We start from the raw sequence: 24,301 nt of genomic DNA, 5'->3' as shown, positions 1-24,301 counted from the left end.
AATATAAAGCTGGTACATCTATATATTAGGGTAAACGGGAGGCATAATAAATACGGTAAACTTTCTATTTTGTTTGTTTTCTTTCTATATTTGAGAGTTACGGTACTGTACTGGGGTAATGCCGGTATATTTCTTAAATAGTTGGCTGAAATAATGAGGGTCTTTATAACCTACCATTTGGGCAACTTCATATACCTTTATAGATGGTTCTTTCAGCAGTTCTTTTGCCTTTTCAATACGTACTTTTATGAGATACTCTTTAAACGTTATCCCTGCTTCCTGGCTGAATATAGAGCTTAAATAACACGGTGAGATATACACCCTTTCTGACACTGATTCCAGCGAAATATCTGCTGAATATTCTTTATCTATTATATCCTTTACTTGCTCTACTATTTTTTGATTCCTGGTTTTTCTCTGATACGATAGATACCCAATTACAACATCTACTATATTCGTCATAAACTCATACAGCTGATCTATTGTAAAGCGCTTATTTATCTCATACCACGGATCAGTCTTATTAAAAAGCACTTCTGGTGGCTCACCTACTTCATATATAGCTTTAGACATATACACAATAAGTTCTAGACATATTCTCTTTACTACATCCATACTTTCTCGCTGCTCTTTCATGTTTTCAAATATGCGTTTTAAATAAGCTCTGGCCTTTTGTTCATTGCCTACTTTTATAATAGTCATAAATTCTTCGCCATCGGGTATTTTATACCTATAGCTTTTTGTTGCGGGTTCCACATCATCAATGTATATGATCTGCCTTTCACCCATATAAAACCTATATTCACAAGCTTCTAGAGCATCTTTATAGCTGCGTTCAATATACCGTATATCATCCACAGTTCGACCTACCCCTACGGTGTAAGAACCATCAAATATATAATCTAGTAGCTCCTTTATTTTGTACAACGTGTCTAGAGTAATTTTCGATATTTGGTCCTTTGTAATACTGGCGGGGAAATTCAATATAATGGTAAAAATATGCTCATCAAAAAATATCACTGATTTTAAATGTTCCATACCCTCAAGTAAAAACTTTATCCTATTATACAATTTAAATAAAGTGTAATAATCGTCCTTATCGTTTGCATCGTCTATAGTTATAACTACTGCTAAAAATTCTCCATTCTTAAAATCTATATTTATGAAAGATAATTTTTTCCATATATCCTCCGTGTTTTTAATCGCACTAAAAAACCACGCTTTTAAAAAGGGCAAGCTCTCTACTATATGCTTTTTAAGTGCCTCCCTTTCCTCTCGTTCTTTTTTTTCGTCAAACAGCTTATTTTTAACTCGTTGTATACATTCAAAGAGAGCGCTGCGTGAAACCGGTTTTAATACATAATCATCTACCCCCAGGGTCACAGCCTGCTGAGCATAAGAAAAATCGTCATAGCCAGTAAGAAATACTATTTTTACATGTGGAGCAAGAATTTTTAGCTTCTGGGCCAACTGCAACCCATCCATACGTGGCATCTTGATATCGACAATAACGATATCCGGCTTTAACTGCTTTATCTTATCTAAAGCATCTATGCCATCTTCCGCTGTACCGACAATATTTATCCCCATCTCATCCCATGGAACATGATCCTTTAACCCTTCTCTTATGGTCTCTTCATCATCTACTATCAGTAGATTTATCATAGTGCTCTCCCTCCATTTGTCCAAATAACACCGCTTTTACCTTAACGGTTACTGTTATACCCCCGTACTCATTGTCCTCAAAATTAAGTCCACAATCTTCTCCAAAATAGAGTTTCAATCGCTCGTTCACGTTTCGTATGCCATATCCTCTATTTTCTAATATCTCATTCTCATTCTCTAACAACATGCTATTAAGACTATCCACATCACCACCCTTACCGTTATCGGTAACCTCCAAATAGACATATTTATCGTCTTTCCAGGCATTTATTTCAATTAAACCCTTATAATCTATTCCATCAAAGCCATGATTTATAGCGTTTTCCACCAGAGGTTGAAGGGTAAGTTTTATTATGGTGTAGGGAAGTACTTCCTTATCAACATGAAATTTAACATCAAATTTGTTCTTTAATCTAAATTTTTGTATAGTTATATAGCTTTTCACCTGTTCTAGCTCGTTGGCAATGGAGATAAACTCCCTCCCTTTATTTAAGCTGTATCGAAGAAAATTCGCCAGCGAATTGACGATAAGGCTTATATCATCCACGCCGTATTTTATGGCTAGCCAGTTTATAGAATCAAGGGTATTGTATAAAAAATGTGAATTTATTTGGGCTTGTAACGCCCTAAGTTCGGCTTCTTTTTCTCTGCGGCTTTGTTCGCTTACTTCTTTTAAGAGCTGCCGAATTCTTTTTACCATTTTGTTGAAGCTGCTGTAAATCTCGCCTATTTCATCATTTGAATGTACAGAAACCTCGGTATATTGATCAACATCGAAATTCTTCATGCAATCAGCTAAAGCATGTATAGGCCCCGATATCCTATAAGAAATAAATACCGACGATATCGACGCCACAACAAGACTGATAGCTCCTATTAAAAATAGGGCATTTCGTATGACTCCTACATTTTCTACTAATTCAATGGTAGGTACCATCCCTATTAACTTCCATTTCGTACCGCTAAGTTCCTCATATACTATTAAGTATTCTTTGTCATTGAATGTTTCAAAATTGCTGCCGTTAGCACTCCTATATATTTCAGAAAAGAACGATGGTTTACTGTTCAATATTTTCACCAATTCATTATCTGTTGGCGTTATTATCCTATCATCATCTACAAGAAATACCCTTCCGGTTTTCCCAATCTTTATTTTACCAACCTCTCCAAAAAATTGATTGATATCCACCTTTGCCTGTATTATTCCCAAGAAGCGGCCCGGATCATTAACATCTACAATCAATCGCGCGACACAAACTTGATCTTTATCTGCATACCAATACATTCTTCCCTCCATTTCAACAGTCTTTTTAAACCAAACCTCCTGTTCGACGCTTTTACTAGAAAATACATAATCACCTGCACGCAAAGACGGATACTTGTTTTTTTCAAACGCAAATAATTGAATTGAAGAAGTTTTTTTTCTAAAAATATCAGCGCCTAATATAATGCGTTCTAGCGTTTTAATACCCATATTTAATTGAAAATTATCGCTAGGCTGATGGGCTCTTAATACCTCCTGAACGGTACTGTCAAAATGTATTTTCATGAGCACGTTTTCTACATCTCGCATATAGGACTCTAAATTGTTTTTTGCCTGCATAATAATTTGATCGGTAGAGGCTTCCACCTGCTGTTTTATTACAACAGTTGACCTTTGAAATGCAAAACCGCCAAACATAGACAATGCCAATAACAATATTATAAAATAGGACAACATCAGCTTGTCCCGCAAAGGTAAATCATTTAAGAACTTTGTAAACATTATAAATTTCACAACCTTTCAGGCTTAAGCTCATTACACTTCTCATTTAGCGATGACAAGATGTAAATTTAAAAAGATATCTAATACACTATCTAATACAAAGTATAGACAAAATTCAGCGATAATGCAACCAATGAAAAATCAAGAGGGACCTTCGACGTCGTCGTCAAAGGCCCCTCAAAAAGGACTCACCACTTAAGGTATGAGCGCCTGGATATGCTTAAAAGCAATATCCTGTGGCAAGTCCTTGTAGTCTTATTATATGCAGCAAAATCGAAAATAAACATGGCAATATTTGTAGAATGTTAATGTACATTGAACATCATTTAAGCGCAACATCAGACCTTTGCATTTTATACCTAAAGGCATACTCTCCAGATCCTATTTCCACTTTCACACCATCATCAACTGTTTCATGCTCTAATATTCCTTCTGTCTCTATCAATTTTTTGCCGCTCTCATAAACCGCATCAGATGTAGCAAACGGCAACACCACAGTAGCAGTTGTATTGTGAGGCACACATACCGATATTTCTATACAGCCGTCCTGTATCCTCCACTCAGATTTGATCTTTCCGTACATCGATTTTAGCTCGGCCTTTGCATAGGTCAACCCCTCACCCAGCGTTGGCCTGATGTATATATGCTTATATCCGGTCCTTTCTTCATCCGTATCAATTCCAGCCACCACCCTGTAAAGCCAATCCCCAATGGAGCCATAGGCATAGTGGTTGAAAGAGTTCATGTCGGGACTCCAGAAAGAGCCATCCGGCTTAATTCCATCCCAGTGCTCCCAAATGGTGGTTGCACCCTTAGTCACCTGATACAGCCATGACGGGTAATCGGTCTGCAAGAGCAGTTTGTAAGCCACATCGCTGTAGCCATTCTGGCTCAACACATGGCATAGATAGGGCGTGCCCACAAAGCCCATAATAATAGAGGCTATAAGGGTAAACAATTTCTGGGTTGCGGTATAGCGAACCTCCTTCATTTTGAGTTTAAAAGTTTCAAAAGGTTTGAAAAAGCCAATATCGAGAGCAAACTGTAGTACTGAAGCCAGCCAAACCGAAACAGTCTCATTGGTATTGCAATCAGTAGCTGAAAATGTTATTCTATCCATAGGGTAATACCACTAGTTTATTTTTTTGTGATAAGTAACTATTTCGACAAAGGTGGCTATTACCCTTTATGTAATTATTGGTATATCAATTATTGGAATTTTTATACATTTTTATTACCCTTGTTTGCACAAAATTTTCGTAGCTACTTTGTCGACTTACTTATAGAAAAAATAAAAACATTAAAGTAAGTTATTCCTCTTTCTAAAACTCATATTCGCTTTTTCGATATGTAAACAACCATACCCGAGTCTGACTTTCCATTTCCTTGACCTGACTTGCTACAGAAAAAACTTTTTTCTCATCTTAAATAAAGCACTTTCTAAACAAGGCACTTTGCATATATATAAAATTGCTTTCACAAATATGCTAACTTAACATAATAATACGCCCGAATGCAGTAATACAGGAATTGCTTTCTAAAACCAGAAGTGACTCTTTCCATTGCACATTGTCGAAAACAGATGTGGTCATATAGCCATTTTATATAGTGCAGTTATGGTTACGATTTCATAGACGTAACGTGGACCACAGAAGCATTATAGGCTGAAAATAAAATTCAACAGGATACAGTCTTCCACGATGGTCCGCAGCGCCCTAGTCTTCCATTATGGTCCAGTATCCTCAGCAGTTTTTATAGGATTTAACATAAAAACGCAAAAAGAAAAAAAACCCTGCTTCATCCATCAGCACAGCTTTTGAGCTGTAAACCGCTGATGTCCACAGGCATAAACCTTTATTCCCAACCCTGTCCGCCTATGCCTCTTTCCAAAATCTTCTCGCCATAGCCGCTTTCCAGGTATGCCTTCATGGGATCAGGTGCAAGACCCATCTCTTCACGCACCGCTTCAAGTAAAGGCATTACATCGCATTCAAAAGCCTCGCGCACTGCAGCCTCTGCCGCCATGACGTCGTTGCGCATTTGCGCTTCTTTCAATACCTCGCGATTCACCAGCAAAGCTTTGGCGTATGCAGTCTGCACGTTCAACACCGAGCGGATCATGGCGGGTATCTTGGGCTCTATGTTGTGGCTTTGGTCAATCATATACGCTATGTTTTCTGCCGTTTTAGCCGTCTTGGGATCAAGGCTGGCGGCCACCAGCTCGTTGAAAATCAGGAACAGCTCATAGGGATTGATGGAGCCCACGATTAAATCGTCATCGGCATACTTTTTGTTGTTAAAATGAAAACCTCCAATCTTTCCCTCATCCAGCAGGAAGGCCACAATGTGTTCCACGTTGGTCCCCAGCGGATGGTGTCCCAGGTCTACCAGCACTTGAGCCTTTTCGCCCAGTTTCATGGCAAAGGCATAGGCCATACCCCAATCGGCTATGTCGGTGTGATAAAAGGCCGGTTCAAAGAACTTGTATTCAATCAAAAGCCTCATATCGCTGTCCATGGCGTTGACGACCTCGAACAGCGCCTCTTCAAGCCAGTTCTTGCGCGCACGGATATCTCCCTGCCCGGGATAATTGGTTCCATCGGCAAGCCATAGGCTGATTATCTTGGAATCGACCTTTCGTGCAATCTCTATGCATTCCATGATATGGTCTATAGCTTTTCTCCTTACAGAAGCATCGGTATTTGTGAGGCTCCCAAATTTATAATCATCGTCCTGAAATAAGTTGGGATTGACCGCACCAATCTTCAATCCAAGGCTGGCTGCATATTCCTTCACCTTTTCAAAGTCATCTACCTTATCCCATGGAATATGAATAGCCACGGTGGGGCACATCCCGGTTACCTTATTCACCTGAGCGGCATCCTCCAGCTTCTCAAACAGGTTTCTTGGCACTCCCCTTTGCTTGAAAACCTTAAACCTCGTCCCCGAATCTCCATATCCCCAGGAAGGGGTCTCTACTTTAAAGCTTTTGAGCCTTTCCTTTACCCACTCTACATCTATACCTCTGTCTTTCTGCCTCTGCTCCCACAAAGCATATATTTGATCTCTCGTCATACTCGCATTCTCCTTTCTGTTAAAATAGTTTTACTATTTGTATTGAACTTTGTCATTTTTTTTATAATAAGCAGTTCAGCATGCAAAATGCAATTCACAAACTTGCATTACAGCTTGCGGTGATTTCATGTTGCTTACCTCAAATAAGAAATCATAATCACTTAACCGGATAGGCCATGGTTGTCATCAAGGCCATCTCAGCTTGTGTGGTGTCCAGCCTGGAATATTGAACTATTATCGGCTGGTCGCTCTCTACCATTATGGCATAGGGCACACCCTTGGGCACCCCGTTGCCATTTGTGTCCTTTATCTTATCCAGACGTATATGGTTGGTACGCTCAGCTTTACACACAGCATGAAAACCGCGCATGGGTTCTCGATCTTCAAAATACAAAGTTAAGGTTATATGAGCGTCTTCCTTTCCCGGATTGAGAACGCATACCGCTTCATGACTTGCATAGTGCCCTGGACTGCTTATAGAAGGATAATAACAATCCGGTATGTACCACACCTTTGCACCAGCTTTTTGATCTGTATTCATCAATCCACCCTCCAATAAAATTGAAATTTTGCCACCTTATAGAGGTGGTAACTTTCTTTTTGACCCCTTAGTACTACTTTAAAGATTACAACATGTGATACGACACCCACATCCGTAGGCTGTGGTAGTCTCTACCTTACTCTCCTCTCAAACACAATTTTTCCCATGTGAACTACCGCTACTTATGGAAATGACACAGCTTCCTAGTCAATATTAAGTTACCGCACCAGATTTTCCACGCTCAAATGGCTGCTCCATCACATGATAATCTTAAACTCATTGGATAGCAATTTAGCCGAATCACACTACTTTCAAGAACCTCTCATAAGCCTCATCCCATGCCTCTACATCTTGAGGCATGTAATCCACCGTTGGGAAAGAATCCCTGATAATCTGCCTAATTTCACGCAGGTTGGCCACTTCACCCAGGGCTTTGGCCTGCATCATCAAATTGCCTATAGCGGTTGCCTCTGTAGGCCCGCATATCACCGGCCTGTTTATGGCATTAGCGGTGAACTGATTCAACAGCTTATCCTTCGTACCCCCACCTACTATGTGAAGAACCTTCAACGGCCTGTTCAAAATCTTTTCCAGCCTTTCAATGGTCCATCGGTATTTCATGGCAAGGCTTTCATAGACGCAGCGCAGGATTTCGCCCTTGGTCTGAGGCACCGCTTGCCCGGTCCTGGCACAGAAGTTTTGAATGGCTTGCGGCATATCGCTGGGAGCGTAGAAATCATCATGATCCGGATCGATAAACGCCTTAAACGGTTCACTGCCCCTTGCCATTTCCTCAAGCTGTGCAAAGCTGTAAACCTCGCCCTGACGGTCCCATACCCGCTTGCATTCCTGAATAATCCAGAGTCCCATGATGTTCTTCAAAAACCTGTAGCTGTTTTCGGCACCTCCTTCGTTGGTGTAATTCCACTGCAGCGCCTGCTCATTTATAATGGGCTCCTTCACTTCTACCCCCATCAAGGACCATGTACCGCTGCTCAAATATACATAGTCGTCCTCCACAGCGGGCACCGCCACGACGGCCGAACCGGTATCGTGAGTGGCCACCGCTACCACTGGCACCCTGCCTATATTCAGCTCTTCGGCTATATATGAGGAAATGTTCCCTCTTACGGTTCCGGGCTGTTGTATCGCGGTGAATATGTGATCCGGCAAGTCCAAAGCATTTATAAGTTCAGTACACCAGGTTTTGCTGCGGGCCTCCAGAAGCTGGCTGGTGGACGCTTCGGTATACTCAGTGGACTTTTCGCCTGTCAGGAAATAAGCCAATAGATCTGGCATAAACAGCAGCGTATCGGCTTTTTCCAAAATAGGGGAGTTTCTCTCCTTAAGGGCAAGCAGCTGGTAAATGGTGTTAAACTTTTGAAAAGCTATGCCGGTATACTCGTAGATTCTTTCTCTGGATACAACTGCAAAAGCCTTTTCCATCATGCCTTCGGTCTGGCTATCACGATAATGGTATGGATTGCCCAGCAGTTCTCCCGATGAATCCAAAAGGCCAAAATCCACTCCCCAGGTATCGATGCCAAGGGAGGACAGCTCGCCATCAACGCTGTGGGCAAATTTCAATAATCCTTGCCGCATCTCCCAGAAAAGCCTCAAAACGTCCCAGTATGTATGTCCCCCAACCTTTACTGGATCGTTTGAAAACCGGTGTATCTCCTCTATTGATAGCTTCTTACCATCAAACCGCCCTAAAATAGCCCTTCCGCTGTTGGCCCCAAAATCAAATGCCAGTAAATTTAAAGTTTTCATGCCGATACATTCCTCCTTTTATCCGTTAATAATTATAACAGGTAAACTACCAACCACCTGTAGAGGTGGTGACTTTGTGAGAAGTTTGGCCTATCTGCTCAACAGCAGACTCGCCAGCTACTTTAAGTCATGTATATTTACCTTTGCCCGCAATTCATCTCCAACTTATAGAAGATAAAGTCTTCTTGCTTATCTCAGATAAAATAACAAAAATAACATAAAAATAACACAACCTAACAAACTATTGTAAAGCTTACAGGTATAATATTTTAAAAAGAATCACATTACTATTATATAAATTCGCCATCCATATTAAAAATCCTTTCAAAAAAATTTTAATTTTTTATCAAAAATGATGTTAAATATAAACACCACACGTGGCCGATATTACATCCGATATTACATAAAATCAAAAACCCTCTTCCATAAAGATATCGGGTTTTATTTCGCCTGCCCTTTGCAGCGCTGCCTTGGCGATCACCGGACCGACCAGCTCGTATACCACAGTCGCAACCAAGACTATGGTCCTTATTGACCATACCTTGTGCACTCATCTGGGATTGCGCCACTACAGATAAACCTTAAGACCTGCATTGCTATATTTCTAATTTAACTCGTCCAGCGTCAATGAAAAGCTGGGAGCGAAGTGCTCCATAAAATACTTGACCTCTGGATAATCCATCTGGTCTATCTGGGCCTTTATAGCCTTCATGGCCTTTGAAAACTCCTGATTCCCTGCCTTTATCTCCTCAACGCATTTTAGATATGCACATATCTTATCGGCCGCTTTCACTATCCTCCAGTGCTCGGCATCCACCTCCTCAATAAAAAATAAACTGCTGTATTCATCCCTTAGCTCTTCGGGTAACATATCCAGCAGCTTCTTCGCAGCAACCCTTTCGATCTCTTTGTAGGCCTTGCTTATCTCAGGATTAAAGTATTTGATGGGAGTAGCCAAATCGCCGGTTATGACCTCGGAAGCCTCATGGAATACAGCCAGAGCCAGTACCCTCTCCGGATTGACCTTGCCACCGAAGAACCTGTTCTTTATAACCGCCAATCCGTGGGCAATCATGGCCACCTGCAGGCTGTGTTCTTGAATGTTTTCCTGGCAGGTGTTTCTCATAAGGCCCCAGCGCTGTATAAATTTCATTCTGGATAGATAGGCAAAGAAATGACTCAAACTGAATTCCTCCCAAAGTATTATAAAATTTTGATAGCACCCCTGCTTTATTTATCATTTTAGCACACCTCTTCATGAAGTCAAAGCCTTGCGTGGAATAAAATTCTCTACAGTATCAAATACTTACCTATAAATAAAAAAACCAATAAAAGGAGTGATAGCTATGGCATTAATGCAATATCTGTACAGTCGGCTGATGGATCAAATACTGGAAAAGATGAGCGATATGAAAATGGTCAAAGCCCCTTGGCTGGTTGACAACTACTCCTTCATAAAATTCATGGGAATTGCCGAGCGGGCAAAAAACGGGCAACCCCTCATGCAACCTTTAGGTTCTACTCTCAATTTCAAAGATTTTCAGGACTTGATGTTCATCCCAAATATGTTTCCAACTCCAGATGGTACCGAAATGGACACCCAGGTAGTGATAGGAAAAAACGCTAAAAAACCCATGATACTTCCTGTGCCATTTATGATCGCAGGCATGGCCTACGGCGCCTCTATAAGCCTGCAGCTTAAAATAGCCTTGGCTAAGGCCTCTACATCCATAGGAACTGCTACCAATTCAGGCGAGGCAGGCTTTTTGCAAAAAGAGCGCGACATAGCCAAACTCTATGTGGTGCAGTACAACCGTGCAGGCTGGGGCAATGCCCCGGAGGAACTCAAACAGGCTGACATGATCGAAATTAAGATGGGCCAGGGAGCAAGTGCGGGTGACGGATTTAAAATAGGGAATAAGTTAATCGGAGATGAATTCCGAAAACACTTAAAACTCAAAGAAGGGCAGGACGCCGTAATGCCCACACGGTTTCCCCACATAAACAATAGAGATGACCTTAAGCGAAAGGTGGATGAACTGCGAGAATTAACCGGCGGCGTTCCGATAGCAATCAAGATCGCAGCGGGAAATATCGAACAGGACCTGGATACGGTTCTATATTCCGGTGCCGATGCTGTGGTAATTGACGGTGCCCAAGGTGAAACAGCAGGGAGCGCAGAAATAACCATCAACAATTTCGGCATTCCTACCCTATACGCGCTGGTGCGCGCAGTGGAATACCTGGAAAAGAACAATTGCAGGGACAAGATATCTCTAATTATGGCAGGGGGGTTTAGAGATAGTGGGGATATGCTGAAAGCCAAAGCGCTTGGAGCCGATGCTTTTTACATCGGATATCCGGTGGCTATTGCAGCTATATACACGCAGCTAAATAAATTGCCCGCAGGAGCCAGCCCCACCGACCTTTACCTCTACAACGGCAAACACACCGAATTGCTCGACGTAGACGAAGCCGCCAGCTGTGCTAGCAATTTTTTGAAGGCTCTACAGGAAGAAATGGATATTGCCCTCCGCTGTCTTGGGAAAAATTCCATTCATCAGCTAAACAAAGATGATATGGTAGCGCTCACTCCTGAAATGACGCAGATAACCGGAGTAAAGCTGGGATATAACGTTCATCCCATTTAAATCGATTTTCCAACAAGCTATGTGATTATGCGTCAATTCATCCACTTGCTGGATTTATGAAATTCAGCAGCCGAAAAGCTGAAAATTAATGGAATATTTTTTAATGGGAACATATTGCCTCCCAAATTTTTTTCTGATATAATGGAGCGAAAGTAACTACGTAAAAGGATGGGCAGAGTAGGTGCTGCGCGTTAAGTGCCAGGGGATGGGATGTTGCCCCTGGACGAAAGGCTTAAATGGCCTGCGATGCAGTACCGCATCCGCTGCCACCTTGTATGAGAGAAGGCATTTCGTTCTCTTTAAGGTGGCATTCTCTGCCATCTAAAGAGAAAGGAGGTGCTTTTTTTGTGGAAAGCCGCATAAGAAAGATGGCATATACCGGACTGCTTACTGCTATAAGCATCATACTCACGCGCTTTTTTGCAGGTAATGTCAATATACTTGGCGTTTTCGCCTTGCGCCTCAGCTTCGGCGAGGTCCCTATAATGTTAAGCGGCATTTTGCTGGGACCTGTATACGGAGCAGCCTGCGGCGCCTTGTCCGACATTATAGGATATGCCATCAGTCCCGTTGGTGGCCCCTATTTTCCTGGATTTACCTTAACAGCTGCTTTGACAGGGTTAATCCCCGGTTTGATGGCCAGGTACTATCGCAATTACTGGAACTGGTTCTTTGTAATAATCATAGTTACAGCTACAGCCGCAGTTTCCGTTCTGCTCAATACGCTGTGGTTGAGCTTGATGCACGGCAAAGCCTACCTGGCGCTGCTACTGCCCAGAATTATCGGGAAAGCCATCTTAGTCCCGGCGTATGCAATAATAATAAAGATGGTCATAAAACACTCGCAGGGGGTGTTTTACTTTATAAAACAATAAATGGTGATGATTTTAATAGGCCTGCTTTTAACTTAAGCAGGCCTATTTTTTGCCTACTGAGAAGGTTTCCAAAGATGAATCAGCTCCTACCTCTGCTGAATCTATATGGATGTCGCACCTTTATAAGTATCACACCTTAAAACAGCTTCCACCTATAAATTCCCTTAGAATCGAAGTACGTGGCACCTCGCTGTCATCCAGTTCAAGGAAGTACTTTATAAATTTCTTAAGGCGATTCACCTCTGGATAATACGGATGCTCAGAGGGTATTTTTTCAAGAAGCGGCACTATAAACGGCTTCAAAACAGCAAGCTCATAAGTCAAAGCCGAGTTGAACATGACATCAGCCTGCTCCTGATAAGGAAATATATACTTTTCCTCCCCGCGACGTACCCCAGGCCACATCTTCAGGGTATCCTCCACCGATGCCCCACGGAACTGATAATCTCGTACGATTCTGCGGATAAGCCGGCTATCGGTGGTAGGGATGCGGTTATGGTCATCAATGTTAAGCTGGGTAAGTGCGCTTATATATATCTTGTACTTATTCCTCTTTGGCACCATCACGGTCAGCTCTTCGTTAAGGCCATGAATTCCCTCCACAATGAGCGGCTGGTTATCGTCAATCCTTATCTTGTGCCCCCTATATTCACGTCTGCCCTTTTCAAAATTAAAATACGGTATCTCAACCTCCTGCCCCTGGATTATCCTAATTAAATGCTCATTAAACAATTCTATATCTATTGCTTTAATCGATTCTACATCCCTCTCGCCGTTTTCATCTAATGGAATATATTCTTTTTCCAAGAAATAATTGTCTATGGAAATAGGGATTGGGTTCATACCATTGACCATCAGCTGTATGCGCAGCCTCTGTGCAAAGGTGGTCTTACCTGACGAAGACGGCCCCGCAATGAGAATGATGTGTATCCTGTCCCTCTGTGTGGCTATCTCGTCTGCAATCTGGGCAATCTGCTTCTCGTGTAAAGCCTCACATACTCTGATAAGCTCGCCAGCCTTTCCACGCTTGATTACATCATTTAAATCAGCTACATTCTCTACCCCGATCTGTACCCCCCACTTCTCTGCCTCCCGGAAGACCCTGGATAACCTGGGGCTGTCTATGAATTCAGGCAACTCATGTGGATTTTCCTTCCTGGGATATCTAATGATCACCCCCGGAAGGTAAAATTTTAATTCAAACTTTGTGAGATACCCTGTCCGCGGAACCATATAGCCGAACAGGTAGTCTACCATCCATCCACATCTATAAAGGTATACCGTCTTTTCAGGCCGATACTCCAGAATCTTCAACTTGTCCTTAAAGCCCATCTCCTCAAATATGCGCTTGGCTTCATCTATGGTAGCCTCAAACCTTTCAAAGGGTTCATTGAGAGCAACGATTTCCCTCATTCGTTCTTCTATCCTGTGCACCTGCCTGGGAGAAAGGGTAAAATTCCCGTGTACTTCACAATAAATTCCCTTATTCATTGAATGCTCTACTATAACCCTGCTATCTGGGAATATTTCTTTACAGGCCCTAATAAACACAAATATCAAACTGCGCAGATAGATTCTCTCACCATCATCGGTGGAAAGGTCAACAAAATCCACCTCACAATCTTCTTCCAGAGTTTCCGTCAGTTCCTTGAGCCTGTTGTTAACTTTAGCTGCGACAATTTGCGCAGCATATTTTTCAGAAAAATACTGGCTTATTTCTTCCAACGTTATACCCTTTGGGAATATCTTAACTTCGCCCTTTACTTTTACAGTTATTGTATTGGACACGTTTAATCCTCCTCTAGTTCATACAAGCTTAACCACTAATCCATATTATTCCTCAGCTTTAAGTCTGTAATAAATAATACCCTGTATTGGGCGATAATAATCATTGGCAATTACTTTAGTCCAGACTTTTTTACCGTTCTCATAATAGGTTTTATAGCTGGTCACCTTGTAACCATTTCTCGACTTTACATATTCATACTCGCCGCCGGGCTGTTTTACATATTTGCCCTCTTTGTCTAAAATTCGCTTTGGTTGGGGCGCCGGCACAACTTCCTTAATAACAGAAGTGCACTCTATATACCCATTATTGGGAAATGGTTCGCCATAAATTTCTACATATACATTATCACCGCTTGAAAATGTCCGAATAAAAACAGGGGTTTCTCTATTGTTTTTAATTTTCAAATCCGCTCCTCCGTAGGATACTGTGGCATCCAAACCTGCCGGAAGATATGCCACAGGGAACGAATGATGATACCGCTCAACTATTTCCAAATTTGCCCTGAGCGCAGCATTGTAAAGAGTGCTGGACGCCTGACATACCCCCCCACCGTAATCATCCTGCATGCTCTTATCCGGCATAATGACCGGTGCTGGTTTGAAACCCGCCTTGGCCGTCCTGGGCCCTACAACTTTGTTAAACGAAAGCACTTCCCCTGGGTCCAGCCTGTATCCATTCACCTTGCTTAAAGCCAGACGCACATTATGCTTGCGATCAGCGCTGCTACCTCCCAAACTTGTTGAAAACTGCACAATGCGATGTGTAAGCTTCTGCAAATCAGCTTTGGTAACTCGAGGTGCAACTTCAGTTGGGACCAGCACTATTTCGCCATATTCCCCTTTTTCCATCCTTTGCTTTATTGTATTGAAAACCTCTTCAGCATCTAGAAAGAGCCCTGGTTTTTCTTCGGTGATTTCAAACTTGACCGTTCTGTCGGGATAAAACCTTATTTCGGCATCCACTGGATCATAGCTGATTTCCTTTGCAATGGCCTCTATATCATCTTTAATTTTGTCCAAATTATAATAAAGCGAGGTTTGCAACTTGAGGCCGTTAGCCTCTATCTCTTTTACCCTGTTATAGCGTTCCTCTAGCGTCCCTTTTCTGCCAGCTTCATAGGCCTCGACAATCTTTATGTCCCAATCAGTATAAGCGTTTATGTCTTTATAGGTAAAAGTCCAGCGCTTATCACCATATACCAGATCAAAACGGATCTTCCCAAGCTTCTCGCTGGATTTCTGCTGGAGAATAGCACTTGCGTCTTCAAATGTCAATCCTCCTAAATTGACGTCATCCACCCATATTCCGTGATAAAAAGTAGGAACTTCAACAACTTCCCTCATGTGCTGAATCCATTTTCTGTAATCTATCATCTTCTTAATTCCATACCCGACAAGACAGATAACAGATAGAACAAGAAAAACAATCAATAAACTTATTGCGATGCGACGCGCATTGCTTTGTCGAGGATTAGCCTGGGTGATTTCTACAGCATTTAAATTTGTTTCTTCCATACGTATTCCCCCATAATTCTATTAATTTAATTTAGAAAATGCATAGACTAAATAGGTGTAAAAACAGCTATGAACACTCTAACTGGACAAAGACATCCATAAAACACTATACCACATAATGTATAAAAAAATAGAACAAGACTGTTAAGAAAAGTTAACAAAAATATTACGGGCAAATGTTTGTTATATACTAGTTTTCGCTTTCTTTATCCTCCTTGCCAAAATTGACCATGGTCAATGCATATTGACGGAGCTTATTATATACTCTTTCATGCAGCGTTCCTTTCTCGAAAAATCCGTTTTCTAGCTTCTTGCCTGCAGGGATTCCCATCAGTATCTCGACGCCTTCATCTATCGTCTTGATAGGATATATGTGAAACTTTCCCTCTTTCACTGCTTCAATAACCTCATCCTTTAGCACCAAATTCTTTATGTTCTGATAAGGAATAATAACCCCCTGTTCTCCCGTCAAGCCACGGGCCTTACAGAGCTCAAAAAACCCTTCTATTTTATAGGTTACACCTCCTACAGGTTGTATCTCTCCCTTTTGATTGACGGACCCCGTAACGGCTATACCCTGCTTTATCGGCACCTCGGCTAAACTTGACAGTATGGCATAAAGCTCGGCGCTGGATGCGCTATCGCCCTCTATACCACTATAAAGCTGCTCGAACGTTATATTGGCAGTAAGGGCCAGAGGAATCTCCTGAGCATATTGCTCTCCTATATAGGCGCTCAAAATCATAACCCCTTTGCTGTGGATACGGCCGCTCATATCCACTTCCCTTTCAATGTTGACAATTCCGCTGCGCCCCATAAACGTGGTTGCCGTTATCTTGGTTGGCTTGCCAAACACGTAATCACCCAGTTGGATGACTGCCAGGCCGTTTATTTGACCTATAGCCTCGCCTTCGGTCTCCACCATGATAACGTCATTTTTGAGCAGCTCCATTAGCTTCTCATCGTATTTGCTGGACCTGTATTCCTTTTCCTCAATCGCTTTTTTGACCTCTTGGGATGTAACGATGCTTTTCCCAGCAACTTCTGCCCAGGTATTGGCTTCAACGATTATCTCTACTATGTCATTGAACCGTGTAGTAAACTTCTCCTGATGTTCCACCAACCTCGAAGCGTAATCAGCCACGCTGAGTACGGCATCTCTGCTGAAGTGCCTGAGATTCTCTCTACGGCAATAGCCGCTTATGAATTTGGCCAAACCCAGCAGATTTTCTTCATTGGCCTCCATTTCATCGTCAAAATCCACTTTAACCTTAAATAGCTTGGCAAAATCCTCATCCAGCTGATGAAGGAGCTGGAACAACAGGTCACTGCCCACCAGCACGACCTTTATATCAACCGGAATAGGTTCGGGCTTCAAACCCGACATGCTTATAAGGCCCCATTGATCTCTCAAGCTTTCAACGGTAATTGATTTTGTTTTGAGTACCTTCTTTAAACCCTCCCACATGAAGGGCACGCTCAAGACGTCCTTAGCCTGGAGTATAAGGTAACCACCATTGGCGAGGTGTATAGCGCCGGGCTTGATCATTGTAAAATCGGTCACCATGGTACCCAATTTGTTCTCGTATTCCAGGCTACCAAAGAGCGTGCTATACGTGGGGTTATACTCGATGATGACAGGAGCACCTTCCCTATCGCTGTTGTCCACCAAAAGATTTACCTTGTACTTATGCTGCGTACTCTCAGCAGTTCGCCTTAATGCATGGATAATGGGATTGTCCTCTTCTGACGATTCGCTTTCTTTGAAATTGCTGATGCTCTGCAGCACATCCTTCATGAGGTCGTCCAGATATTTCAAGATTTTAGGATATGCAGCATACTTTTTCTTCATGTCTTCGATGTGAATGCCTACAGCAAACGTGCCTATGCGATTTTCTAGCTCCTTTACCCTGTTTTTAGCCTCTTTCTCCAGTTCCTTTATTTTCCTTATTACTTCCACAGCCTGCAGCTGAATCTGTGTCAACCTTTCATTTATGCTCTTTTTTGTCTCCTCGTCCAGCTTGTTGTATTCCTCTTCACCCAACGGCTGACCGTCCATTATAGGAGTAAAGTATATGCCGGCACTGGAGGTATTTACTTGAAAGCCTTGCTGTTTGGCATACTCGTTGAATTGGTTAAACAGCTCATTTCTCTTCTCCTGCATCTCTTTATATATGAGCGCTTTTTCGTTTTCGTACTCATCGCCGCCAAACGCCTTGGAAATTTCAGCCTTTAAGTCTTCTATGAGCTCTTCCATATCATGTAAAAACTCTTTCCCCTTGCCACTGGGGAGCCTGATGGCAACAGGCTGGCTGGGATTTTCGAAATTGTACACATAACACCAATCGTCTGGTACGGGCTGCTGTTTGGCGATTTGGGTTATATACTCCTTGGCATAGGTGGTTTTACCAGTACCGCTTATACCGGTTAAAAATATGTTGTATCCCGGCGCCTTTGTCCGAACGCCAAATTCCATAGCCCTCACAGCCCGTTTTTGCCCTATTATCCCTTGAAGCGGCTCCAGCTCTTCAGTGGTTTCAAAGGGTAAGCATAAAGAAGGCCATTGCTTTTTCAGCTGTTTGGGTTCCAGCTCTTTCGGCTTATTCATCATATACGAGCGCAGGAGACTCCATCTTCTTCAAGATGGAGAGGAATGCGCTCTTTCCTCCTTTCTAACATTAACGTCTTTGCCCTCTCTATAAGTCTTAACTTGCTATGTTTTGCACTATCATGTATCTTCTCCCCTGAAAGACTTCTTATAGCAAAATATCCACTGCTCCTTAAACCCGCTATTATCCCTACCATACCTTCGTATTCTACTCTGTCATATCGCCTAAAACCATATGCCTCCTTAATCCTGTTAACAGGTCTTACCCCACCCTTGATGGGATTCGCTTTATGCAATGACCTGTTCTGTCGCCTCAAAAACTTCCCTAAGTACCATTCCCTCAATCTCTCCTGCAAATCCCCACCGGCTATTATAAATGCATCGGCTCTGTGCGACTTCTCCATACCACAGTTTAATCGTTTCGCCTTCGTTGTACTCCCATATGTCACTTCCACAGAATAACGTTCTCTTAATCTGTTAACTATGTGCCACCCTATCGTCGATACATGCGCTGCATCCTTAAACATCTTCACCTTCTCAACCTTTGACTTCGGTATCCTTATCCTGCCCTCATGCACCGCTTTGTGTTCATCTGCCGTTAGCACTATTAAGTTGCTGGGAGTATCTGTCCCTCCTTCGCTTCTCGAAACTATATGGTGAACCTCTAATATACCCCTTTTACCTGATAATTCAGACTTGTAACCAGCTCGCCATAAGCAGTATTCCCTTACATCCCAGAAACCCTTCTGTGCGCCGTTCTGATAATCTTGACCTTGTATGTCGGGATTTAGTATCTTCTGCGTATCAAACGGTGCAATCTCAACCACTACTCTCTCTATCGGCATTATCCTGCCAAGCATATCTACTATCCTGATGTGTGCATCTACCTTCCATTGAAGGCTGGGTGCAAGCCATCCATTATCCCTTGCTCTGTTTAAAAACCTGGGTTTGCGGTAGCGCACCTTTCTGTATCTTCTCATCCTCCTGTACTGCCTTCGTTCAAGCAGCAACCCTTTAATATCGTCCCTCAGCTCTATCTCTGCAGAGAATATCTCTTTCTTCTCCGTAACAGCCGATACACCTGTTGTCTTAGAACCTATATCCAGTCCTACAGTCACCGGCTGTGTGTAGGTGGTGGTATCGTATAAAAGCTGGACTGTAAACGGTTCCCGTTTGACTACCTTTGCAAGTCCCTGCTTTAAGAGCCGTCTTACCCTGCCGTATCTTTCGGTTGGCATTAGTGGTTTTCCTGTCTTTGAAATTACATACACCATATGCGGTAAGCCTCCTTGCGGAGTTAGGTGCTCATCGCCAATGTTAGACAGGCTTGTCATGCACAGGTTACTGTCCCTACCCCTCAGGACTGTTTAAACCTGCACGACAGAGCCCGGAGCTTGAGCAGCACCCCGGGGTGTCATGACCTGTCTAACGTAGCCCCGTCAGCTTTGTGCTGGTGGCTGAGGCTAGTCAACCAGAGCCCTTCGCAAGCCCCCGCTTCTTTAAGCGGTGGGTTGTTGACAATACCCTCCTTAAACGCTGCTTATATTTCTATTAAACAGTATATTCGTTAATTAAACAATAGGAGATCAATAATAGTTTTAACTTGTATATACCATATTATGTAAATATAAAAGGACACTTTCCCCCAAAAGAGTAGGCTAATTGTGTCATTGAAACCCATTAAGCTGTCGCATATGTGGCAAAACTCCCAAATAATGCATAATAATATAATATCCATTTTGTTTAAAGGAGGCAATAACAAATGTTAGGTTATCATAGATATCCATTTGTATACAGCCGCATGCCCAACTCTTGTCCAGGTATCGATAATGACTATTTAGCCTATTATCCTTATAATTCCGGTACCATGTATAATCAGACAACCAACATGACAACAGCCCAAGCACCATATTTCCTTCTACAGAATCCTCCACCTGTATTGTCGGATAATAGGCCAGTTACCAGGCTTACACTATTTAAGGAGTTAACAGGATTCCCTAACTACGGTAATCCAAGTGGCAATGCTGATATATTGTATACTGGTACTCGAGGAGTATGGACTTTCCAAATACCAGCGTCTCTATTGCTTTTTGGATTGAGAGGAGCACAACTAGTAATCCGGGGAGTACTAGACGATCATTATGATATTGCAGAATCTAGATATGCAGCAAGAATCACAATCAACAACATTACAGTCTTCAATGGTAGAGTCCCCTTCGTTCACGGAAGACCGGCAGGAGGCATATTTAACAACTGGAGGGAATTGGTCCTAAACATTCCCAATCTGAGGCGAAACAATCGAGTGGAAATCGTAAATACATCCGATGCCAACCCGGATGATTGGATAGCTTTCGATTGGATGGAATTAAGGATTGCAACATTAGGTTAAGTTCTAGCTATCATACAATGATCAGCCGTATTTTCCCTACCCTGCACACCATCCAAGCAAATTCTAAGACAAAAAGAATACCCTTTAATGGGTATTCTTTGCTTATAATATGTTTTTGCAGTCTGGATGTTTGTTAGGCAGCTGATTAGTTTTTTAATTTTCCCTTAACAATCAATCTATGAGTGGCCACCCTTATAGGTGTACATGTAACCAGAGTAATGGTGGCTTCCGGAGTTGGATCAAGCACCCATACCTCGTGCGGCTCTACCACAAAAATATCAGTTACCTCATATACAAATTCCCCTTTTGTGGTTTTAACCCTGATTTCATCCCCTATTTCCATCTCATCCAATCTATTGAAAAACTCATTGTAGGTGTAGCTCCTATGCCCTGCCACAGCAAAGTTGCCTATTTCTCCCGGCATGGCGGTGCCTTCAAAATGTCCAACAGCTTTCTTTAGCGTTTGTTTGTCAGTTCCTTCTGCCACAGCCACTTTAAGGTCTATCTTGGGTATCTCCATAACCCCAATAACATCTATGCCCTCAATTTTCAATAAGCCGCCATCGGCATGCTGTTGTTCTATATTATCTGTATCGTTATTATTATTCGCTTCATCATCGACTGTCTTATTATTAACCTCATTGTCGGCTTCATCTGTTTTTTTAATTACATCTTCAAACTGCTGTATAATTCTTTGCTGAGTATTTAGCGTATCATATCTAATATATATTCCGTATATGATAATACTCAAACCAGCAAAAACTAAAATGGTTCCTAAAATGCGCGTTTTCATTTGGTTCCTCCTTTTAAATAGAAATGCTATTTAACTGAAACAATAAAACTAGATGGCGGCATAACATTTAACCAATACTGCGCCGCCACCTAAACTCATTGGTTATTATATCATATTTTTAAGCTTTTGGATGATTGTTCTTTTGTTTTTTAACCTCTCTTTTAACATCAAAACCCCGCCCATCAAGAAAAGCAAGATACCCACTAACACTAATGTCCTAAAATCTAACCAAGAGCCCGTTTTTACAATTCTATCCTTTTTGTCCTCTGACACATCATTCTCTCCATCTCCAAGTTCTTCAGGCTCATCAGGTTCTTCAGGTTTCTCAGATTCTCCAGGCTCTCCAGGGCCTTCAGGTTCTTCAGGCTCTTCAGGTTCCTCAGATTCTCCAGGTTCACCAGGTTCCTTAGGCTCTCCAGGTTCTTCAGACTCTTCTACTTCTTCTACCATTATTAGTTTTACATTATCGATAAATATGTTATATGGCGTATTAAGTATTTCTTCGTTAGGCTCTCTTCCCAATCCAAACATAAACTTATAGCTACCGTCCGAAGGCACTTCTATGATTGCTTCATAAGTCTTCATTGTGTTATCCACAACAAAATCTTGTCTCGCCACACCCGAACCCGTAAGCTCCACATATACTGTCCTTTCCGCATCCGAACGCATATCAAAGGATATCTTGTAAGTGCCTGCAGCAACATTGACCGGTTCTTGATACAGCTGTATGTGCCACCATGCCCAGCCTACCTGCTTAATCTCTACTTTTAATTCTCCGTTCTCAACCGAAAACTCGGCCAATCCTGCCCACTGCTCATAATCACCCTGATTATGGGTTTTCCACCCTTCAAGACCTTCTTCAAAGCCACCGTTTGCTAAAAGGTTTTCACCAACTTCTCTCCATTCCTTATCAGGTCCTATGATATTCTGAACCACTTCAGCGTCAGCATAACCATCAGCTTTTACAGTGATAATATAGGTACCCGCTTCTGGGAAATTATCACCCGCTATTATTATTTTCCCATTTTCTACAATATAGAGTTCTGGACTCAATTCCTTTCCATTGATTTCAACAGAAGTTATAGCGCTGCGCCATGATGCATCGTCGACAAAGGTTATCGTTATTTCCTGATGAACATTATTGTTTTCAGTATCAGCAATTAACTGAGGTGGTCTCAAAACCGGAGGATTATTTACCTGAAGAACAACATTATCAATGTAAATATCATGCGCTCCCACCGTCCCAATTCCTGCAACATTGCCCATTAAAAACTTCAGAGAAACTATATCATCATCGGTCATTGTAAACACAAATTCGTAAGTCTGCATTTGGTCCGTAAGATTAACTATTTCATTGAAATACCTGTGATAAGTAGCATTTTCAATTACAATCTCCAAAGGCCTATCAACGGTCGCCTTTGCATCAAAGGAGAGTACATATTCTACACCTTTGGTAAATGCCATGTTCCCTTGCTCCAAGCCAATGCTCCATGGGTTATTGCCAATAGCCGTTACAGCAATTTTTGCCTGTTCATCTTCTATAGAGAATGTAGAAATACCCCCGCTGTCATTCCAGTGGTTCCAATAATTTTTCCCCTGTGAAAAATCACCATTGTTCAATGGATATATATCAACATCGGAATAGTCTATAGAGGTCCTAAACATCTTAACATTATCAATATATACATCTCCCTCATCACCGCCAAGGAGGAACACAAACAGCCCTTCATTATCGCTTTCATGGTTCATTGTAAAATAAAACTCATATTCTTGCATTGACGTATTTAAGCTTACAGACCGTTGAGCATAGATGACATTGCCATCCTTGCTAGTCAGCTGGACAATAATATCCCTATTCTGTGATGCTCTTGCATCAAATGAAACTTTATAATCGCTGCCTTTTCTTAAGTCCATACCTTTCTGGATCACTTTAATACTGTCCGGTCCATGTCCTCCATCAGCTATTGATACTTTCAGTTCTCGGTCATTCTCATCAACACTGGCCTCAGCTTGAGCACCATCTAACATAAGACTCCAGAAGGTCATTCTGTGAATATATCCTTGATCAAAAGTACCGTTGTAGATATGATTGCCATCTCCCAAAGGTACTTTTGGCCCCTCTTCATTGAATAAAGAATCCACTTCTTCCAAGCGAACATTCCCAATCCACACAGAATTTGTATTCAAGCCCATGTTAAATTCAAGCCTGGCTCTTGTATCGGTCTCTCTATCCATCTGGAAAATAAACTCATAAGTTTTTATTTGATCAGTTAGAGATACCTTTTCATCTTTAGAATACAATACCCATCCTCTCTCTGCACCAGCGCCCAATTTTACATTCATAGTCCTAGGAGCCGATGCTTTTGCATCAAAGCTTAATTTGTATATCCTTCCTTTGCCCAATGTTACATTTTGTATCAACTGTACAGAATAGATTTGATTACCGCCATTTGATATATCAATTTTGGCAAAATTCCTGCCATTTATTTCTTCAACTGTAACAGAAGCATTTCCACCAAACTCTGGCAGGTATACGAGGTTCCAGTACTGAGGATCAAGTTGCTTATCCCCTGCATCAACAATTGTGAAAGAATTTTGATAATCAGCATCATATACCCAGTTGCCATCTTCAAGAGGCAATTTGCTGTCTGCTGGTAGAGGTTCTTTTTCTATCGTTGGTTCAGTTACTTCTTTATAAGGTCTGCCCGTTAGCTCATAAACACGAACATAGTCTACTTGTCAATAGCGGATTTAAATTGACCCATTTTTAACAGATAAAATTTGACCCACCCTGGCTTTTTTAAAAACTAGACGTTATTACGCGGGCTAGCATATAGCCCGGTTTTTAACCTGTCCTTTAGGC

The 24,301-nt window shown here is 42.0% G+C and carries 17 protein-coding genes and 1 riboswitch; of the genes, 3 read left to right on the top strand and 14 right to left on the bottom strand.

Translation table 11 applies throughout. From position 1 onward, the window contains the following. Positions 1 to 84: 84 nt before the first annotated feature. From KVG29_RS07330 to yfbR, 8 genes are all read right to left on the bottom strand, one after another. Positions 85 to 1,665: a response regulator gene (locus tag KVG29_RS07330; protein ID WP_252227591.1), complete on the bottom strand. Its 1,581-nt coding sequence runs from the start codon at positions 1,663 to 1,665 to the stop codon at positions 85 to 87. Then, a complete protein-coding gene (locus tag KVG29_RS07325; RefSeq protein WP_252227590.1) occupies positions 1,640 to 3,442 on the bottom strand; it encodes a cache domain-containing sensor histidine kinase in 1,803 nt (600 codons plus the stop codon). The genes KVG29_RS07330 and KVG29_RS07325 overlap by 26 nt, the downstream gene beginning before the upstream one ends. A gap of 310 nt (positions 3,443 to 3,752) precedes the next feature. Then, positions 3,753 to 4,550: an alpha-L-rhamnosidase-related protein gene (locus tag KVG29_RS07320; RefSeq protein WP_252227589.1), complete on the bottom strand. Its 798-nt coding sequence runs from the start codon at positions 4,548 to 4,550 to the stop codon at positions 3,753 to 3,755. A gap of 734 nt (positions 4,551 to 5,284) precedes the next feature. Beyond that, on the bottom strand, positions 5,285 to 6,505 hold the full coding sequence (gene rhaI / locus KVG29_RS07315; RefSeq protein WP_252227588.1) for an L-rhamnose isomerase: 1,221 nt from the start codon (positions 6,503 to 6,505) through the stop codon (positions 5,285 to 5,287). A 157-nt stretch (positions 6,506 to 6,662) separates the two neighbouring features. Continuing rightward, entirely contained in the window at positions 6,663 to 7,046 is a 384-nt protein-coding gene (locus tag KVG29_RS07310; protein ID WP_252227587.1) for a sensory rhodopsin transducer, read from the bottom strand. A 300-nt stretch (positions 7,047 to 7,346) separates the two neighbouring features. After that, positions 7,347 to 8,819, bottom strand: a complete 1,473-nt coding sequence (gene rhaB / locus KVG29_RS07305) for a rhamnulokinase (protein ID WP_252227586.1) — start codon at positions 8,817 to 8,819, stop codon at positions 7,347 to 7,349. Between the two features lie 409 nt (positions 8,820 to 9,228). Then, a complete protein-coding gene (locus tag KVG29_RS07300; protein ID WP_252227585.1) occupies positions 9,229 to 9,369 on the bottom strand; it encodes a hypothetical protein in 141 nt (46 codons plus the stop codon). Between the two features lie 54 nt (positions 9,370 to 9,423). Then, positions 9,424 to 10,002 carry a 5'-deoxynucleotidase gene (gene yfbR / locus KVG29_RS07295; RefSeq protein ID WP_276576452.1) on the bottom strand — a complete coding sequence of 193 codons (579 nt, stop codon included), beginning with the start codon at positions 10,000 to 10,002 and terminating at the stop codon, positions 9,424 to 9,426. A gap of 163 nt (positions 10,003 to 10,165) precedes the next feature. Between yfbR and KVG29_RS07290 the strand changes: the two genes are divergently transcribed. Both KVG29_RS07290 and KVG29_RS07285 read left to right on the top strand, forming a co-directional pair. Further along, a complete protein-coding gene (locus KVG29_RS07290; RefSeq protein ID WP_252227584.1) occupies positions 10,166 to 11,470 on the top strand; it encodes an FMN-binding glutamate synthase family protein in 1,305 nt (434 codons plus the stop codon). A gap of 171 nt (positions 11,471 to 11,641) precedes the next feature. After that, a riboswitch (THF riboswitch) is annotated at positions 11,642 to 11,738 on the top strand. Positions 11,739 to 11,817: 79 nt separating this feature from the next. Then, positions 11,818 to 12,345, top strand: a complete 528-nt coding sequence (locus KVG29_RS07285; protein ID WP_252227583.1) for a folate family ECF transporter S component — start codon at positions 11,818 to 11,820, stop codon at positions 12,343 to 12,345. A gap of 129 nt (positions 12,346 to 12,474) precedes the next feature. Here the strand turns inward: KVG29_RS07285 and KVG29_RS07280 are convergent, their stop codons facing one another. The 4 genes from KVG29_RS07280 to iscB all read right to left on the bottom strand — a co-directional run bounded on the left by KVG29_RS07280 (position 12,475) and on the right by iscB (position 19,530). Then, positions 12,475 to 14,133, bottom strand: coding sequence for a TGS domain-containing protein (locus KVG29_RS07280; protein ID WP_252227582.1), 1,659 nt, complete (start codon positions 14,131 to 14,133; stop codon positions 12,475 to 12,477). Between the two features lie 45 nt (positions 14,134 to 14,178). Further along, positions 14,179 to 15,648 carry a VanW family protein gene (locus KVG29_RS07275; RefSeq protein ID WP_252227581.1) on the bottom strand — a complete coding sequence of 490 codons (1,470 nt, stop codon included), beginning with the start codon at positions 15,646 to 15,648 and terminating at the stop codon, positions 14,179 to 14,181. A gap of 190 nt (positions 15,649 to 15,838) precedes the next feature. Further along, a complete protein-coding gene (locus KVG29_RS07270; protein ID WP_252227580.1) occupies positions 15,839 to 18,256 on the bottom strand; it encodes a Lon protease family protein in 2,418 nt (805 codons plus the stop codon). Further along, a complete protein-coding gene (iscB, locus tag KVG29_RS07265) occupies positions 18,256 to 19,530 on the bottom strand; it encodes an RNA-guided endonuclease IscB (RefSeq protein ID WP_252227579.1) in 1,275 nt (424 codons plus the stop codon). The genes KVG29_RS07270 and iscB overlap by 1 nt, the downstream gene beginning before the upstream one ends. A 488-nt stretch (positions 19,531 to 20,018) precedes the next feature. Between iscB and KVG29_RS07260 the strand changes: the two genes are divergently transcribed. Continuing rightward, positions 20,019 to 20,645: a hypothetical protein gene (locus tag KVG29_RS07260; RefSeq protein ID WP_420840538.1), complete on the top strand. Its 627-nt coding sequence runs from the start codon at positions 20,019 to 20,021 to the stop codon at positions 20,643 to 20,645. A gap of 145 nt (positions 20,646 to 20,790) precedes the next feature. Here the strand turns inward: KVG29_RS07260 and KVG29_RS07255 are convergent, their stop codons facing one another. Together KVG29_RS07255 and KVG29_RS07250 are read right to left on the bottom strand one after the other, a co-directional pair. Next, the gene (locus KVG29_RS07255) at positions 20,791 to 21,438 is read right to left on the bottom strand and encodes a class D sortase (protein WP_252227578.1); all 648 of its coding nucleotides are present in this window, start codon (positions 21,436 to 21,438) and stop codon (positions 20,791 to 20,793) included. A gap of 105 nt (positions 21,439 to 21,543) precedes the next feature. Next, positions 21,544 to 24,078, bottom strand: coding sequence for a carbohydrate binding domain-containing protein (locus tag KVG29_RS07250; protein ID WP_252227577.1), 2,535 nt, complete (start codon positions 24,076 to 24,078; stop codon positions 21,544 to 21,546). Positions 24,079 to 24,301: the final 223 nt, after the last annotated feature.

The sequence above is a fragment of the Caldicoprobacter algeriensis genome (assembly GCF_023838525.1).
GTDB lineage: Bacteria > Bacillota > Clostridia > Caldicoprobacterales > Caldicoprobacteraceae > Caldicoprobacter > Caldicoprobacter algeriensis.
Note: the sequence above shows the minus strand (reverse complement) of the source record. Positions and strands in the feature narration are given on the sequence as shown.